At 37.8% G+C, this 16,155-nt stretch carries 15 protein-coding genes; 12 read left to right on the top strand and 3 right to left on the bottom strand.

Annotated features, from left to right (window positions below):
• Nucleotides 1–24 precede the first annotated feature (24 nt).
• From H6G74_RS26660 to H6G74_RS26635, 6 genes are all read left to right on the top strand, one after another.
• Nucleotides 25–852, top strand: a complete 828-nt coding sequence (locus H6G74_RS26660; RefSeq protein WP_096542713.1) for a glycoside hydrolase family 24 protein — start codon at nt 25–27, stop codon at nt 850–852.
• 9 nt (nt 853–861) lie between these two features.
• The gene (locus H6G74_RS26655; RefSeq protein WP_190970515.1) at nt 862–3,042 is read left to right on the top strand and encodes a DNA translocase FtsK; all 2,181 of its coding nucleotides are present in this window, start codon (nt 862–864) and stop codon (nt 3,040–3,042) included.
• Nucleotides 3,032–3,496, top strand: coding sequence for a hypothetical protein (locus H6G74_RS26650; RefSeq protein WP_190970514.1), 465 nt, complete (start codon nt 3,032–3,034; stop codon nt 3,494–3,496). Before H6G74_RS26655 ends, H6G74_RS26650 begins: the two co-directional genes overlap by 11 nt.
• A gap of 21 nt (nt 3,497–3,517) precedes the next feature.
• Complete coding sequence (locus H6G74_RS26645) at nt 3,518–3,997, top strand: ATP-binding protein (protein ID WP_190970513.1); 480 nt, start codon at nt 3,518–3,520, stop codon at nt 3,995–3,997.
• 271 nt (nt 3,998–4,268) lie between these two features.
• Nucleotides 4,269–5,534: a hypothetical protein gene (locus H6G74_RS26640; protein ID WP_190970512.1), complete on the top strand. Its 1,266-nt coding sequence runs from the start codon at nt 4,269–4,271 to the stop codon at nt 5,532–5,534.
• Nucleotides 5,535–5,813: 279 nt separating this feature from the next.
• Nucleotides 5,814–6,320: a hypothetical protein gene (locus H6G74_RS26635; RefSeq protein ID WP_190970511.1), complete on the top strand. Its 507-nt coding sequence runs from the start codon at nt 5,814–5,816 to the stop codon at nt 6,318–6,320.
• Nucleotides 6,321–6,411: 91 nt separating this feature from the next.
• On the opposite strand, the gene H6G74_RS26630 is transcribed toward H6G74_RS26635, so the two are convergent.
• A complete protein-coding gene (locus tag H6G74_RS26630; RefSeq protein ID WP_190970510.1) occupies nt 6,412–6,864 on the bottom strand; it encodes a helix-turn-helix domain-containing protein in 453 nt (150 codons plus the stop codon).
• A 516-nt stretch (nt 6,865–7,380) separates the two neighbouring features.
• Between H6G74_RS26630 and H6G74_RS26625 the strand changes: the two genes are divergently transcribed.
• The 3 genes from H6G74_RS26625 (at nt 7,381) to H6G74_RS26615 (ending at nt 11,743) form a co-directional block, all read left to right on the top strand.
• The gene (locus tag H6G74_RS26625) at nt 7,381–8,565 is read left to right on the top strand and encodes a hypothetical protein (RefSeq protein WP_190970532.1); all 1,185 of its coding nucleotides are present in this window, start codon (nt 7,381–7,383) and stop codon (nt 8,563–8,565) included.
• Between the two features lie 554 nt (nt 8,566–9,119).
• The gene (locus H6G74_RS26620) at nt 9,120–11,339 is read left to right on the top strand and encodes a hypothetical protein (RefSeq protein ID WP_190970509.1); all 2,220 of its coding nucleotides are present in this window, start codon (nt 9,120–9,122) and stop codon (nt 11,337–11,339) included.
• A gap of 122 nt (nt 11,340–11,461) precedes the next feature.
• Nucleotides 11,462–11,743: a hypothetical protein gene (locus H6G74_RS26615; protein WP_190970508.1), complete on the top strand. Its 282-nt coding sequence runs from the start codon at nt 11,462–11,464 to the stop codon at nt 11,741–11,743.
• 68 nt (nt 11,744–11,811) lie between these two features.
• Here H6G74_RS26615 and H6G74_RS26610 read toward each other — a convergent pair whose 3' ends face one another.
• Nucleotides 11,812–12,753 (bottom strand): Rpn family recombination-promoting nuclease/putative transposase, encoded by a 942-nt coding sequence (locus tag H6G74_RS26610; protein WP_190970507.1) that lies wholly within the window; start codon nt 12,751–12,753, stop codon nt 11,812–11,814.
• A 315-nt stretch (nt 12,754–13,068) separates the two neighbouring features.
• On the opposite strand from H6G74_RS26610, the gene H6G74_RS26605 reads away from it, so the two are divergent.
• From H6G74_RS26605 to H6G74_RS26595, 3 genes are read left to right on the top strand one after another with little or no spacing between them, the layout of a single operon-like run.
• Nucleotides 13,069–13,977 carry a chromosome partitioning protein ParA gene (locus H6G74_RS26605; protein WP_190970506.1) on the top strand — a complete coding sequence of 303 codons (909 nt, stop codon included), beginning with the start codon at nt 13,069–13,071 and terminating at the stop codon, nt 13,975–13,977.
• A gap of 23 nt (nt 13,978–14,000) precedes the next feature.
• On the top strand, nt 14,001–14,807 hold the full coding sequence (locus H6G74_RS26600) for a hypothetical protein (RefSeq protein WP_190970505.1): 807 nt from the start codon (nt 14,001–14,003) through the stop codon (nt 14,805–14,807).
• A gap of 55 nt (nt 14,808–14,862) precedes the next feature.
• On the top strand, nt 14,863–15,483 hold the full coding sequence (locus H6G74_RS26595) for a DUF6753 family protein (RefSeq protein WP_190970504.1): 621 nt from the start codon (nt 14,863–14,865) through the stop codon (nt 15,481–15,483).
• Nucleotides 15,484–15,487: 4 nt separating this feature from the next.
• On the opposite strand, the gene H6G74_RS26590 is transcribed toward H6G74_RS26595, so the two are convergent.
• Nucleotides 15,488–16,030 (bottom strand): response regulator transcription factor, encoded by a 543-nt coding sequence (locus tag H6G74_RS26590; RefSeq protein WP_242051356.1) that lies wholly within the window; start codon nt 16,028–16,030, stop codon nt 15,488–15,490.
• Nucleotides 16,031–16,155: the final 125 nt, after the last annotated feature.

Below are 16,155 nucleotides of genomic sequence, written 5' to 3'. Positions count from 1 at the left end.
GTTATTTAGCTATTGGCAAGAGCAATGCAAATTGTACCGATTTTTATATCAGGTGTGGTTGGTGCAGCCTGCTCTGTTGCATTTTCTTTCGGAGTAGCTTCACTGCCATGTGGATTGGTATCCAAGGGTGCGGATAGTGTTTGCCAAGTGCGTAGTTTCGGTAAGGCAGTTGATAGTTGGAAATTTGGGTTTATTGTTGGTGGTTTAGTAGGATTGATTTTCAGTCCTCGTCATCAATTTATATCCCGTTTTCAACCCATTCATTTGTCAACTGCTTCCTTAATTACTTTGGGAATTTATTTTTCAATTTCTCAAAGTACTGGTGTTTCTTCATTGTCGTCAAATAGTTTAAAAGGAAGAGTTAGTACCAGAGATTACTTACCACATCCTTATTCACCACGTTTGAGTGCTTTTTTAGCAACAATTCGTTGGGCAGAAACAGGAACCAGTGAGCCAGAAAGTTATCGCAAGTTAGTGTTTAACGGAACTTTTAATGATTTTTCTACGCACCCGTTAAAGAAACAGTGCGCTCCTATTAATGGTAAAAATGTTTGTTCGACTGCGGCTGGTGCTTATCAAATGTTGGATATAAGTTGGTATGATCTTCAGCCAAAGTTAAACTTAAAAGATTTTAGTCCAGCTTCTCAGGACAAGATGGCAATTGAATATATTCGTCGTAATAATGCTTTAAGTGACATTGAAGCAGGAAGGTTTGATACTGCTGTATGCAAAGTAGGTAGAATTTGGGCTTCGTTTCCTTGTAATAATTACAATCAAAATGCTAAATCAATTGCTCAACTAAGAACTTATTATCAGCAACATTTACAAAAGTTTGAAATTTCTAGAAAGTGAAACTTAGTAATGTTACTACCATACAATGACAATAATACTAATCCTGAATTTCAAAAACAACAGCTTTGGACTGCAATTGTACAGGCTAAACAGGATGGTTTGAGCAATGAAGTGATTGTAGAGAATGTACGGAAAGCTTTACCGGACGCAATGGTTTTTTATGCTGAAACTGTTTTAAAGCAGATTGACTTTAGAGCAAAATTATCACGTCCAGTTGTTGAATTTAACTTAGAATTTTTATTTCAGGTAATATATGAATCAGTAATTGCAGGTACAAACGATGATGAAATATTATCAATATGTGCAGAACATTGTACTTTAAATCAGTACGAGTTTGTACGTTATGCACTTGAATATATCCATCTCAATCGAATGCCCTCACAGTGGGAGCTAAATAACGTGTATCAAAAAATGATTGAGATAGTTAGCATCTCGCCAATAGAATCTTTATTTGAATATATAGAATCCATCAAAAATATTTATCTCAAGCAGATTGGTTATAAAGTAGTTCAGGAGAATCTTTATAATTTATTTTTGAGCAATAAAGGAACTGGTTATTTTACTGATTTAGCAAATAAATCGAGAGATAACTTTATTAAAAACTATTGCTGTCGAACGGCAGTGCTTGTTGCGCGTGCCACAGGTAAACCATTAGATTTAAAAGTGACAGGTAATGGCTCAATTCTTTTAAAAGAACCTAAATATTTAAATAGTGAAATTGCTAATAATGAGACTGTTAATTCAAATATTTTAACTATGGGACAAGCAGGAAAACTATTAGTTGATACTTTAGAAGATTTTAATATTAATGCTAAGTATATTGATGCCAAAAATGGCCCTACTTTTAACCGTATTAGGGTAAAACTCGGACGGGGTGTTAGTTATAAAAAAGTAGAAGACATAGGTAATGACTTAGTACAGCAGCTTGGTGAAGAATTAGGCTTAAAAGTTGCGCCAATGGTCAGTGTAGTGCCTGGGGGAGTTGTATTTGACATACCCCGGTTAGATAGACAATTTGCTTATTTTCGTGATTATTTTACTTTTGAGGGCGAACCTGATATTTATTCGGTGTCTATCCCTGGTGGTGTTGATGTTGATGGCACTTATGTCGAAATCCCCCTTTATAGCGATAACGTGACCCATATCCTTGGTGGTGGGCGGACGCGGGGTGGAAAGTCACAGTTTGAGAAAGCAGCAATCTTATACTTAGTGCGACGATATCCCCCTTCTGTTGTGCGATTGGCACTTTCAGATGTTAAACGTGTGACCTTTGGTAAATTTGATGGGCTTCCCCATCTTGTAGCCCCAGTTGCGCGTGATGCAGAGTCTACCGCTAACTTGCTTGATTACTTAGTCGAAGAAATGGAATTGCGCTACCAGGAATTTGAGCGCCACAGCAGCATTGAAACGATCGCACAGTACAACTCACGGTTCGCACCTAATTGTGTTATGCCACGAGTAATTTGTCTAATTGACGAGTGTTTTGACCTACTTTCCGATGATAACTACTGCGATCGCATTGAGACTGCGCTGATGAAGTTGCTTGCAAAAGCAGGTGGTGCGGGGATTCATGTATTGTTATATACCCAGCGACCTGACAAAAACGTGATAGACCCGTTGATTCGCTCAAACTTTCCAGCGAAGACAGCCTTTGTTACAACCCGCCCTGAAGATAGTTGTATTATCCTGGGGGACGATAAAGACAAGCGTGCAGTTTATTTGCTGGGATACGGTGATTTTTTGTACAAGACGACTGAAGTTTTACGACTCCAAGCTTTATATGTTGCTGACGATGAAGACCCTGAATACTTCCAGCAATTACTCTTGGAAGCAAAAAACCATAACGATCCTTATACAGCATGGAAATCTGGATTAGATTTTGATGAATTTGTCGCTAGTCTGTATGGCGAGAGTCGTAGTAATGATAATGGTAAATTTAAAGCCACTACTGCTACTAAAACTAAGCAGTCTAAGACTGATTTTGAGGGCAGTTTTAGTTTTAAGGTGCAGCTTGACGAAGAAGCAAGAAACTCAATTATGAATTTGCATCAAAAGGGCTATCAACTTGATGAAATTGTCAAAGCAGTATTCAATTTATCCCGTCAAGATGGTAGGTCATACAAGAAATTTAGAAACGTTGTCGAAGAATTTTTAAATAACTTTAAAGGTGGCGGTGAAGATGATATTTGAACTAACCATGCCTTTACCCCCTTGTATGAACGAAATTATTAACCAGGCACGGTCAAGTTGGCAAGCTAGTGCTGAACTTAAGAAGTATTGGACAAACTTAATTGGTGAATTTGTTAGAGAATGTGAATTTTGTTTTGATAGTACAGTGTGGATTGAGTTTCATTGGTATCTCAAAAATTTTGCACGAGATAGTGATAATGTAGCTGCTGCCGCTAAATTTATTATGGATGGGCTAGTTACAGGGCGAGCAATTCGTAACGATAATCTGACAGTTATCCAATCACCTGTTGTACATTACTATCATCGCAGTAGTGGTGATGATGGTGTGCTATTAAGACTTTCACAATCACCTGATTTTTTATTAGATAATTTTATTGTATCTAACAAATTTTCTAGAAAAAGTTTAGAAAGACACAAGCAAAAAATCACACATTTAATCTCAAGCCAATTGTAGTTTCTCTAAAGGAGAATAGTAATGTTACGTTATAAAGAATATACTTGGTTGATTGGTGAACTAAATGCAGGCAAGAATGTTAATTTATGGGGTAAACAGGATATTGGTAAGACTTTTACTGTTAAAAACTGTTTACTTAAAGATATTACTTTAAAGTCTGTTTATCTTAATCTTGAATATCCTTTTAGTGTGGTTCATCTATTTGATGTTATTCCTATGAGTTTTGATTTGTACTACCAGCAGGATTGGCAAAATATAATAAGCGAATTATCTGATGGATTAAATAGATTACTTGTAATTGATAATTTTGATAGGTTGCACTTTGTGAGCGATAGTTTTAGCAATGATTTATTGAGATTACAACAGTTGGCTCAACTAGAAAATTTTTCTTTACTATTAATATCTCGGCTGCCGCTAAGATGTTTTCATTTTACGGGTTTTGCTAACTGTTTTGAAGAATTGGAATTAAACGAAACTAATACTTGGACTTTTGGAAAGTAGATATGTTATTTCTATATATTGTGATTTGGTGATATTTCAGTTCGGGTAGATTGTTGTTTTAAGCAACAAAGCAAGTTCGACTCTTGCTATCACCATTGGGAATGAAACTACTACTGAGACTGAAAATTAACTATTACGAATCTATTAAATAGTTTTGGAATTGTTAATAGAGTAAGGGGTAGGTTAGTAGTGTAGTTCTCAGCAAATCCCAATTTGTGCCGGGGCGAGAGTAATTAAAAACCTTGTGACCTGCATTTTGGAGGGATGAATTATGTTCAAGAAGTTTGCGTTTAATTGCTTGAGGAACTTTAATGCTGCTTTTGGAATGGTGTCTTTGACTGCTATTGCTTTAGGCACTGTAGCAACTTTTTCTGGTTTGGGCTTATTGTACTTAGCTAGGGGCGGATTCCCAATAGTTGAGGAAGAACGCTCTGAACAAATTGCCTATATTGGCACTGGTGCTATTGTATTGGGCTTTACTGGAATTATTTTTGCTTCCTTGGGCGGTGCTTTCTTCAGCATTGTTGAAGAATCGGAGGAAACTAATTCGAGTAGAGAAACTGCAAAAATAGCTGACATAAAACCGCTTGTAATAACAAAAACTGAGAGCTTTGAAAATTTTGATTGTCTGCCTTCAATTTACACTTACACGGTGATGAATTTTGAAAGACATTCTGATTCAAAGTGCTTGGTTATTTGTAGATTTGAGGAAGAAACATATCGGAAATTCGTACTTTACGAAGAACTACGTTCTCACCAAATTGACGACTTGGCAGTAATCTATGATGAAACAGATCCAGACAGATTAATTGGACAAACATTCTCCTCATATAAACCTTTACCTTATGAAGCTTTAGAGGAGCATTTAGATATACACCGACGCTATATTAATGCAGTTAATAGCGAAGAATTTAGTTCTTGCTATTTACAAGTATGTGCTGGGTGTAAGTTACTGCATGGTGCCAATAATATTGTTTGTGGGATTCATCCATATGGATGTTTAGAACATAGTTGCTGTCCAGATAAACAATGGGATGAACGTAAGGCGTTGTTTCCATTTGAAGATGATGCTGTTGTCGAAAATTTAAATAGAGAAATATCGTCCAATCAAGCGAATATTTACAAATTTTACGGCAATCTTATCTTGTGGGATGAATACGCTAACCGTAGGTTTTCTTTTTCCTATTCCGGTATCTTGCTTAAACATTCTGACAGACTGCTTGAGCTTGGTATGGAAGCAACACTTCTTTCTTACATCCAGTATTTCCGTACTCGAAATGTAGTGGTCTTTGACTACGTAGCAACAGGACGAGTTTTAGAGTTTGCAAAGGAACTCAAGGGCATAGCTCAAATCGAAGTTGATGGTGATGAAATATCTATCTTTTTTGATATATATGCGCCCTGTCATTGCTTTCGTCGTGATGGTGTATCGCTGCATCCTTACTCAACTTTCGTTCCTCAAGAACTCAGATATAACTACAACTTGGTTAGCTACGTTAACTACCTTAAGAGTAAAAAATCTGGAGTATTGAGATAAATAAGGAAGTTTCTAAAAGCTGCGAGTACAAGCCGGAAAAATCGCATTTCGCATTTTTGCAATTTCTGTATCTTGAACTGGTAATTTTTCCAATTTAACAGGTGCAAATTTTGGAAAACTTAGTTCATCTAATTGCTTAAAAAGGCACTTTATCCTCCTTCCTCCTGCTATTGGTTGGGATACGTATACAAGCTTTCACTCAGTACGGGGGTTTCCCCCGCTACTGGGTGGTAAGCCGCCATAACGCCGCCCATCAGTAATTCATGGAGGAATCACATTATGTCTGCTTTTGCAATATCGCCTTTTGTGCAATCTGTTAACGATGTTTTGTTTCCAATCGAGTTGTTTTTGATGGTCTTCCCAATCTTCTATGTGATATTTGTCCCTGCTCAATCAGTATCACTTCAAGTTAGTAATAGCGTTGGGGTGATTTCTGAAGAGTTCCTAGTTTTGGAAACTCATGGGGATTTGACTGGTGTTGGCGCTGTTTCTGTTCGGGAAGAATTTTCTAAACCAGAATCTTCGATTATTGAAACTGCACCGCCAGTTGCTGAAACTGGGGTTGCGGATGAAGCTAGACAGCTTGTGCTGGTAGATGTTAAGGAAGAAAGGAAGAAGCTTTTGGATTTAGGTGCGCGGAAACTGCGACAGTTCTGCAAAGAACGCCGAATTCAAGGCTATTCTACCGTCTACAACCGTAAAAAACTCGATGGACTCGTTGACTTTCTGATCGCGCAACAAGTGACCTCTGCTCAAGTGGTCGAGTGTGTGGAAATGCTTGCTTAGAATTAGAATTTGGTGAAAAGCCTCGGTAAAAACTGGGATTGCAAAACTACTCCCTTGGGCTAGGATAATACTTGCTTGATGACTCTTTCTATTAAGGTTGAGCTTCTAAAATGCGTCCTATACTTCTTGGCGATAGTGTTGGTAAACCTCTCCTAGCGGCTTCTTCTGCTACCTGCATATGGTAGTGGTGCTTGGAACGACTAGGTTTTCGGTTCTTGCTCCATTCGCTAATTTCGACAATTTTGCTTGCCTCTGTACTTTTGCACTTCTTAGGTCTGCCTACGTTGACACCCAATACTTCATTAGCTTTTGCGATCGCCGACTCCTGGGTTTCTGACAAGATGGTACTTGATGTCCATCTTTTCTTCCACTTTGCTATTGAGTTTTCGGTTACACCAATCTCTTGGGCTAAAGCTACATATTTTTTGCCTTCGTTTAGCCCTAGCAGAATTTTCGCTCTTTTGCTAACTTCATCGCTGCTCGTTGCCGCTATGTGTTCTAGTGCTTGTTTTTCAAGAGAATTTAATATATGAAGATGAGGCATCTAAAAATTTACCCCTCTTTACTGTACAATTTTGCCAAATGGAATGAAGCCTGATATACTCTTTTTGTAGCGTTCATTTTTTCTAAAAACCCACCCAAAGCCCTGTTTGCACCAGGGCTTTGAGGAGAAAACAAGCCCACCTGTTAGTAAAACAAGGCGGAACATTGTTTTGTCAATTTAATTAACTAGAGACATCATATCATGAGTTTAGCCAGTTTTACAAATCTTTCTTTCGGTAGATGTATTTTTCCCAAAAATAACACCAAAAAATATCTCTTCAATGAAATTGGTTTTAAATGGGTTAATAATAATAGTTTTCTACTGCAAAAATTCTCTTCGGGAGATTGTTTGATAATTAATTGTTCATTATTTACAAAAATTAATTATTTTCTAATAATATCACTTTCACTGTAGAAAGTGCCATCAGTCCTGCTGCTTGAGTTTTCCTGCTTTCTGCTCAGGCTTTTCAAAATTGAACTTATCTTTTTTAGGCAATTTGTGACCCGGAGTATCAATATGTCTGAGGTGCATAGTCCGGCAATTGTATATATTTCTCCTGCGGAGTTAGTTGTTCATCCGAAGCTGATAGAAATATACGGTGAAAATGAGGTTCGTCCCGCTTTAGAAAAAAGTATCTCGGAAAAAGGGATTCTGGAATCTTTAAAGGTATCTGCACGCACTGGTGTAAATGTAGTCTTAGCAGGTAAGTGTCGTTTGCAGATAGCCCGCCAGTTGGGAATTTCTGCTGTGAAAGTAGAATTTGTCGAGTCTAGTTCGCCTGAAGAAGATTTGAAATTAGTGCTTGATTTTAATCTCCACCGCGAAGGCGGAAAGACTCATTACCAAAAATTTCACGAAGGGCAGTACTGGGAGAGCGTACTTCGTCCCCAAGCGAAAGAAAGACAGAGGGAAAGCGCTCGTCGTTTGAATGAATCGAAGTATTCAAATTTGAACACTTCGATAGATGAGAGTAACTCTCAATTAAATAAGGGCAAACCTGTAATTCGGGAGGTATCAGAGAATCTAAGGATAAGTGTTGGCAGTTATCACAAGGGTAAAAAAGTTTTTGAATATATTTCTCAATTACGGGATTTGCAAAAATTTAAGGCAGTTGTTGCACTGGAGGCGGAATTTAACCGGAGTATTGATGCAGCTTACAAGTTTGTTTGCAATCAAGATATCTGTAACCAGGTTATAGACCTGATTGAAGCAGACGAGATAGGTAGTATAAGTGATGGTATCGCTTGGATGCGGAATGGCGATCGCAATCCGTTTCGGCGTTTCCAAATTGGTCAAGTATATCAATTTAAGGAAAGACTGCGGACAGAGTTGGAAATCGTGGGGCGTGTTATTGGTATAACTAATGAATTTGTTGTGTTTGGATTGAGGAATTTAGTAAATATGAACCTGGAAATTGTGAATCTACGTCCGCGACAGATTGATGCGGAGTTGCAAGATGAACCATCTGCGGAACAGAGAGCAAGAATTCTTCACTTAATGGAAAAGTTTAGGGATGTTTTTCCAGTTCAGGTATCTTTAGCTGAGTTGTTAAAACTACCAAATTTAACTGATAAAGAGGAGGTTTTATTGCGGATGTATGAATCTGACGTATTTGAAAAAACTTGGGAGGATTATAAGAGCCAAATGCAAGCAATGGAAATGTCTACAAATAGAAAAAAGGATAATATTCGTGCTGCATAGGTAGCTGTGAGCCGTTAATCTAGCAGAGAATTTATCCCACAATTTAACGTTACCTAATAGATTAGCATCTCAATACTAATTGCAGTACGAGTTCATATTTTGGGTGCCGAACTCGTATGGATATATTTGACTGTTTTTTGTTTTTAAATTCGTTGGTGGAGTGTAATTTCATCTTCACCCATTGTACTAACCTCTGTCAGTTTTTGGTGACACTTTTAGGTGTTACTAGCTTTGCATTCTTATTCCAAAACTATTTTCTAGATTTAGTCACAACTTCGCTAGAACTGACCTATTTAAATAGCTCTCAAAAAAAAGTTGGGTAGCCGCATTGTTGTTGGTGAAGCGTGTTGGACTAAATCTTAGCCTAAGCCTACATATGTCTAAGCCTAAACAAGTGTAACCTCTGTTTGCTTTCAGCCATGAGACGATTACCAGTCGTCTCCAACAAGCGGATAACCAACCGCTTAATAAAACAAAAATTTCAAATTTAGGCTAACACATTTTGACCAACAGCGAGGCTACCTGATGCACTAAAACCATCAGGACAGTCACTCATGTTCCAAGAAGATTTCGGGGCAGATGTTGATAACAGGCCCCAATTAAGTCTTTCACAGCCTGTAAAAAAGAAAATCAAACCCCACCTGCCCGCAGAATCTGTGGGTAAACGCTACGTAGAGCGTTTTTGGCATCCATTTGGGGCGATAGTTGCCCCTTCTTTAGTAGAAGGTGCAAAACCAGCATGGCGTACCATCGATTACTACCTGCAACCCTCGCAACTGTGGAAGTTGCACCAAGATAAGTCAAAATTAGTAGGGCTGCGTTTTGACAACACAACCCGTTACGCCACGATCGATTTAGACTTTTGTGGCGACTACCATAACATTGAATCTATAAATCGCATCAAAGCCGCACTAGAGGACATTGGCATAGTCGATATCGTCATTCTCCAGTCCAGCTTTAGTGGTGGTTATCACTTGATTTTAAACTTTGCATCTCCCCTGCCCACCTTTGCCGTAGCTTGCGCCTTAGAAATTACTTTGAGAAATGCAGGCTTTATTCTGCGCCAAGGACACCTAGAAATCTTCCCCAACACTAAACCATATAGTGCCAAACAAATAACCAACTACAAAGCCATCCGTTGTCCCATGCAACCGGGTAGCGGGTCATTTTTACTTGATGATGACTTACAACCAATTAGCGATTCCGTTTCTATCTTCCTCGATTATTGCGATCGCGCCGCCAGTCGGCAAGATTTAACCAAATTAAAACGGGTAGCGAACAAAGCCAAAAAACAAATTGCACGGGAGAGATATCGTAAGCAAGAGTCTGCTGATGCTGCACAGTGGCGTGCCAACTGGGAAGAAATAATTGCGATCGGTTGGACAGGACAAGGACAAACAAACACCCTCCTACAAATCTTTGCAGGCTACGGAATCGTCTTTCTAGACTTAAGAGGCGATAAATTAGTCGAATTTTGTCTTTCCACTGCAATTAACGCCCCTGGCTATAAGCAATATTGCCGACACCAACATGAAATCGAAGCTAGAGTACGGCATTGGGTAGGATGCACAATTCGTAACAAATGGTACAGTGCCTACGTTAGTTATCCCGAACGGCTGTTGGGTACATTCGCCAATACATTTGCAGAAGCAATAGCAGGTGTTAGCAGGATTGATCAACCCAAAGATAACGTAATTTCATTTGACCGTCGCCACCAGCAGAATTGGGAACGCAGCCAACAAGCCCAAAGACGCATCCAGATAGTAGTAACAGCAATAGAGTGGGACAGTGGATTACCAGGAGGGGCTACTGAACGGGCAAAAGCTATACGTGCTGAGTATAAACGCCGCTTTAACAAAACTATCTCTCAAGAGACACTACAAAAGCACTTACATTTGTGGCATCCCACACGCTACATTTTAGACCCTTGGGCAGAAAATAGCTTAAACCCTTATCAATCAAGCGAGAACGGGCAATTTTACGAATTTCAAAGCTCATTTGTAAAACACGATACTCAAAATCCTTGTGGAATAAGTAATTACGTTCATTCTTTCTATATGAAGGTTTTTTGCTTACCTCCTGCTGCTACAGCCCCCCAAGGGCTGGAGTCAGCAGAGGAAGTTGCACAACCTGATGTTTCTCAGTCAGACTCAGCTCTAATCCAGTCGGTGGAAAATCTTGAATTCATAAATTCTTTTAATACTGCTGAAATTAATTCAAATCAAACCAGCAATCAATTAGAGAATTCAGTTTATACAAACATTTTACAATTAAATGGACTCAGTTCTCATCAGGATTTTATATACCCCTGTAGCTCCGGCACGTCGTCAAAAGTTGATAATCAAAACTTATCTAACACGGGGAATAATGGGCTGGGTGTAGTTTCGATACCTGCTGCGGTTGCACCAGAATCACCACAGGAAGTTCCACCAGAGCTACCACTCCAAAACGCCAACAACGGCTTGCAGGGTGCATCTGTTGGTGACGAGACTGCTGATGTTTCCTACCGCATCGAGGAACTCAAGCGAGTAACAAAACTGCGGCTAATGGCTCTCAACCAAGCTAGGGCTAAGGTACACCAATACCGCCTAATCACGGGACGTATTCTCAGCACTCAAGAACGCGATCGCTTAGAGCAACGTGCCAAAATGCAATTCTACCTCGATTCGGGTAACGAAACTCTAATTGCAGAAGCTAAGGAGTGGGCGACTGCCAATCCTGGATGTTTACCATTTTCCTTGGAGTTAGAGAGCGAAAAATTTTGGGAAAGATGAGGGACATCAGGCGGTAAGATGTTCGTTATTTTGGATTTTAACTGCACAAAAAGAGGTGATTCAGCTTTACAGAAGTTATTATACTTGTGAGTAAAATTTAGTACAAAAATATAGAAGAAAATATGAAAGATATCTTAATGGAAAAACTGTTTAATCAAGCAGTTGAACCAATTTTCCAAGCCAACAATTTAACTAAATATTCAGCACTCAAACAAAGAGAGGATGAATTTAAATCGTTATTTAATATTGAATTAGCAGAATATGTGGACTCGAAAAGAGGATTTAATTTTTCTCTATTTATCCGCGACTTTTTAAGTGAAGATTGCTTGCCGTACAAGGACGCTATTCAACAAAAACATGGAGAACGAGCAGCAGATTTGATTGGAGAATTAATTTGTATTTGAAAGCAAACAAAGTTAGCTGGTAGTTAGAATTTATGACTATACGGCTAGCGTTCCGTGTAACTTTAAAACTATGTATTTGTATTTTCTTGACTTAATTGTTGCCCAAACTCAGATATTGAACTTGTAGTTACGGCTTTTTCTAACAATTGATTCAATAACTCAATGTCATATAATTCATTTAGTTTTTCTACTAATTCAGTAGGAACATCTTTAAATCGAATTGTTAGGATTTGAGCAATATATTTCTGGGTAGCTTTTGCTATACCTATGCGTTCTATGCTTGTCATGTATGTCATTTGCTGTTCAGCCTCAAAACGCTCTAATTCGGCTTGAAAATTTAAGTCTAACTCCGGTGGTAGAGTCATTAATCTATCTAGCAACCGGAAGATTTGCTGGATTTTATCTCTACTATAGCCTAACTCATACATTCGTTTAATTAAGCTCAACTTCCATTGCAATCGGCCTGCTAAATCTTGAGTTGTGGCTTGTGTCCGCAGGTGCGCCATCACCAGTACAGCAAAAGGACTATCACTTTGTTCTAATTCTGACCAACGAGATTCATAGTCCAGTAGCTTGACAATGGGAAACTGAAGACTCAATCGACATCCCCAACGACCATAACTATATTCTTGTGGTCGCCAATTGGCTTGATTATCCCCCAGAATTGCCAAGCTAACAACTTCTTGGTTATAACGGTCAAAGATTCTGTAGTGGTAAGAAAACATCCGTTTAGGGAAGTTTGTATCTACTTGACTTTGGATTTCCAGGTGAATCAGCAACCAAGTTTCCTTTCCATCTTTTAGCCAAACTTTGATTAGCTTATCGACAAATTGTTTACCAATTTCAGATTCTCTCATCAACTGCTGAAGTTCTTTCTCAAGGAATTCATAGCCTCTCTCCCAGTCAATTTTTGCTTGAATCTCTGGAAAAAAGAATGCAAGAAACGCTTCAAAATATTGTTCTACACCTTCCTTCCAAGCACCATCATAATCAGCTCGTACTTCACTCATAGATTATTTCCGATCAAAATATCATAATGCCCTTTTTGAAAGTCAAGTTACTTTAAACGACATAAAATTTATGACTAATTTACATATCAACAAATGTTGATTTAATGTGGAATTTTGTTGCTAGGCTTTTTGAGCGAGAGGTTACATAATCAAAGTAGTTTATTCAAAATAAATTAGGAAAATTTTATTGAGCGATATAGTTGCTGATTTCTTTATTTCATTAATTTAATTTATTGACTTTGTGTTTACAAATTTAAAAATTTAGATTGGCATCAATCTAATCCAACAAAGTTTATTTACTTTGTAAATAATATTATGACGCGAAAAAATAAAGAACAACCAGCCATGTCAAATAATACTTCCTCCAATACTAATGGCAAGCCTCAAAAGCGGCTGATAATTATAACAGGTGATAAAGGTGGCGTGGGTAAAAGTACCTTTGCACGAGCAATATTTCAACTTTACATTAATAAAAATCTACCATGTGTTGCTTATGAAGCTGACTTAAGGAATCCTCAGATAGAAAGATATTTTCAAAAAGACTACCGCCCTATAATACGTTATATTGATATCTTTCATAGAGGTGGTGCTGATGATCTATTAATTAATCTAGATGAGAGTGATTGTCCGATCACATTATTAGACTTACCTGCACAATCTGGAGGTTTTTTTGAAAGTTATGTCAAAGAGCTTGCATTTTTTGAAGTTTTAAAAACTGAAATTAATTGTCGAGTGACAATGGTTTCAGTCATTAGTAGAGTTCTTGACTCTATAAATGTTTTAGAAAAACTTCGTGAACTTTGTAAAGACCAAGTAGATTATATTGTTGTCAAAAATCTATTTCATGGTGAAGAAGAAAAGTTTGAGCGATATAATGACTCTTCCCTACGTCAGAATATGCTTGCAGAAGGTCTGATAGAACTTGTAATGCCAGATTTATTCTACAAATCTTATGACTTTCTTGACCGTCATGCTTTAACCTTTAATGAAGGTCAGACTCATAAAGAAACAAATATTGTAATTAAGTCAAGAATTAAATCTTGGGTTGCTGAGTTTGAAACGCAAATTAAGCCAGCATTTAATTTATTGGGTTTTGATATACAACCAGATGACTGTTACTACCCAGCAGTTGTGGAAAAATCTAAAGAGCTTAGAGAAAACGAAGAAAAAGAAAAAGCTAAAAACCAAGATGCAAATTTATCATCTCAAGATATAGCTGCTTAATTGAATAGTTTGCTTGGTTGATTATGTTTAAAAAGCGTTTTGTAATTACATCGGGTGATGCTCGTGTGGGTAAGTCCACAGCTTCTAGGCTCTTGCTGGAATTGTACTTGAAAAGTAAATGCAATGCGCGTATTTTCTACCACGGTTATCGTAACAAACTGTCGATGTATAAATCAAAAGGTTTTGAAATAAACCATTTGGGATTGTCTAGGGGCGATTCAGATAGATTATTACTTGACTTAGAAATGTTTCCAAATATTGATGTAGTTTTGACAGATATGCCAGGTCAAAACCATCAAGAGTTTAAGTTTTTTGATAAAGATGTTTCACTGATAGAAAATCTTAACCATTTCGGATATCGTGTTACTTTCTTGCACCCGATATCACATCGTAAAGACTGTGTTGAAGATTATCTTGAGGATTTATACCAGCATTTTGGTAGTCAAGTTGACTATGTTGTTATCAAAAATTATTACTTTGGCAAGCAATTTCGATACTATGAAGGTAGTCAATTCCAAGCTGATATTAAAAAATTAAATGGCTTGGAGCTAGTTTTGGGGGGATTGCATAACGAATTTTACGAGTTGCTTGAGGATACTGGTTTACCCTATGCTCAACTTATTGAAACTAACTCGCCTCTTAATACTATTCAGCGTTCAATAGTATTCAACTGGATAGAGAATTTTAATAATTCTATTGTTTCTAATGAGATTGCTTTGAATTATTTAGGATTAGGTAATCACTGTACAGAACTAGCTTCTGTAGGTACAAATCAACAACATCCTTCCAATTTTGATGTAAATGAAGATATTGAATCTGAAGAATGGTAAGTATGAGCTTTACCAAATTGACAGTGAGGTTTTAAATTAACTGTTTAAACAACCTATGACTAATATTGCAAAAGTTGTTGAAAAAGTTATTGCAGAATATTCTGAAGAAAAGAAAGCAGAGGTTACTGATTGGATACTTAAATTAGGTGTTCGACCTGATGACCCCTTGTTTAATCTATACGCGGAACTAGGTACAACCCAATTTGCGTTGCAGCAGCTACCAGGTAGGCTTGACTCGCTTGTGGTGGGTTGGACTGACATGGTAGACGATAAGTTAAATAGTGCTTCTAAGGTGGCAATACAACAACAAAAAAGTGCGATCGCCCAAGCCGCTAAGGATTTAATTAAGATGACTAAGCAAGCTGGCGGGGCGTTGCCTTTCTTGGGTGTAAGTAATTGGCGATTGGCACAAGTAGCGGGAGTGTTGGGTTTTGTACTGGCTTTGGGAGCTACAATTGGTGTTTTTACATACAAAACTATTGCTGAAAGTGTAACTTTTCAGCAGGCGGTTTCTGGAACTGCTATTTTACAACCCGAAGATAAAAAGCTTCTGGATTGGGCTAAATCTAATGAAGGTAAGGTAGCACGTAGTATTTATGTTAGAAACGCTGCCATCATTAAAACTTGCCGTCAGCAGAAGAAGTATTCAGGTGGCTGCATAATTGCAGTTGATTAATTTTTTAGGCAACCCAGCCTTTGTATCCCTTATTACTTGTTTTAACTGTATCTTTTTGACTATTTTGGTTGGTTTTGACTTTGGTGTGGGTTGCTTGAGTAACTTCTTCTTCGATTTTCATGTCTGCAAAGCTGAGGATTCCCAGGCGGATAGCTTCCCGGATAGCGTTTAATCTATCTTTGACTCCTAACTTGATAAATGAATTATGTAAATATGACCTGACTGTACCTTCGGAAACATACATGACATTAGCAATTTCATTATTTTTCATGCCACCAGCCGCTAATTTGAGAACTGTAATTTCTTTATTAGAGAAATCACTTAACAAATCTAGTGAATCTCTATCGGCTGTGTCATTTGACCTAAGATTATCAATCAAAATGCGATTAATAGTTGGGTCAATCCATGATTCATTATTGTATGCAGCCATTACTGCTTCAATGAATCTTTCTCCTACTTCTTCCCTGGCATTATTTTTACAGTAGTAGCAGTCTGCGCCATTACTAATTGCTGCGTTAATGGTATCTCGGCTGCTATTTGCAGTCATAACCACTATTTTGGGGTAAATATAGCGAAGCTGTCACCAGGGGCAAGATAGCCTGAAAGTACTGCGGTGAATGACTTTCAGGCTATAAAATTAAGAGACATAAGAACACTGATATTTTTAGACAC

The sequence above is a fragment of the Nostoc spongiaeforme FACHB-130 genome, assembly GCF_014698475.1.
GTDB classification, from domain to species: Bacteria; Cyanobacteriota; Cyanobacteriia; order Cyanobacteriales; family Nostocaceae; genus Nostoc_B; species Nostoc_B spongiaeforme.
This window is presented reverse-complemented; position numbering and strand designations above follow the sequence as displayed.

Excerpts from the sequence above, each read along its gene's own strand:
- H6G74_RS26660 (WP_096542713.1), top strand. The coding sequence starts at position 25 with ATGCAAATTGTACCGATTTTTATATCAGGTGTGGTTGGTGCAGCCTGC.
- H6G74_RS26655 (WP_190970515.1), top strand. The coding sequence starts at position 862 with ATGTTACTACCATACAATGACAATAATACTAATCCTGAATTTCAAAAA.
- H6G74_RS26650 (WP_190970514.1), top strand. The coding sequence starts at position 3,032 with ATGATATTTGAACTAACCATGCCTTTACCCCCTTGTATGAACGAAATT.
- H6G74_RS26645 (WP_190970513.1), top strand. The coding sequence starts at position 3,518 with ATGTTACGTTATAAAGAATATACTTGGTTGATTGGTGAACTAAATGCA.
- H6G74_RS26640 (WP_190970512.1), top strand. The coding sequence starts at position 4,269 with ATGTTCAAGAAGTTTGCGTTTAATTGCTTGAGGAACTTTAATGCTGCT.
- H6G74_RS26635 (WP_190970511.1), top strand. The coding sequence starts at position 5,814 with ATGTCTGCTTTTGCAATATCGCCTTTTGTGCAATCTGTTAACGATGTT.
- H6G74_RS26630 (WP_190970510.1), bottom strand. The coding sequence starts at position 6,864 with ATGCCTCATCTTCATATATTAAATTCTCTTGAAAAACAAGCACTAGAA.
- H6G74_RS26625 (WP_190970532.1), top strand. The coding sequence starts at position 7,381 with ATGTCTGAGGTGCATAGTCCGGCAATTGTATATATTTCTCCTGCGGAG.
- H6G74_RS26620 (WP_190970509.1), top strand. The coding sequence starts at position 9,120 with ATGTTCCAAGAAGATTTCGGGGCAGATGTTGATAACAGGCCCCAATTA.
- H6G74_RS26615 (WP_190970508.1), top strand. The coding sequence starts at position 11,462 with ATGAAAGATATCTTAATGGAAAAACTGTTTAATCAAGCAGTTGAACCA.
- H6G74_RS26610 (WP_190970507.1), bottom strand. The coding sequence starts at position 12,753 with ATGAGTGAAGTACGAGCTGATTATGATGGTGCTTGGAAGGAAGGTGTA.
- H6G74_RS26605 (WP_190970506.1), top strand. The coding sequence starts at position 13,069 with ATGACGCGAAAAAATAAAGAACAACCAGCCATGTCAAATAATACTTCC.
- H6G74_RS26600 (WP_190970505.1), top strand. The coding sequence starts at position 14,001 with ATGTTTAAAAAGCGTTTTGTAATTACATCGGGTGATGCTCGTGTGGGT.
- H6G74_RS26595 (WP_190970504.1), top strand. The coding sequence starts at position 14,863 with ATGACTAATATTGCAAAAGTTGTTGAAAAAGTTATTGCAGAATATTCT.
- H6G74_RS26590 (WP_242051356.1), bottom strand. The coding sequence starts at position 16,030 with ATGACTGCAAATAGCAGCCGAGATACCATTAACGCAGCAATTAGTAAT.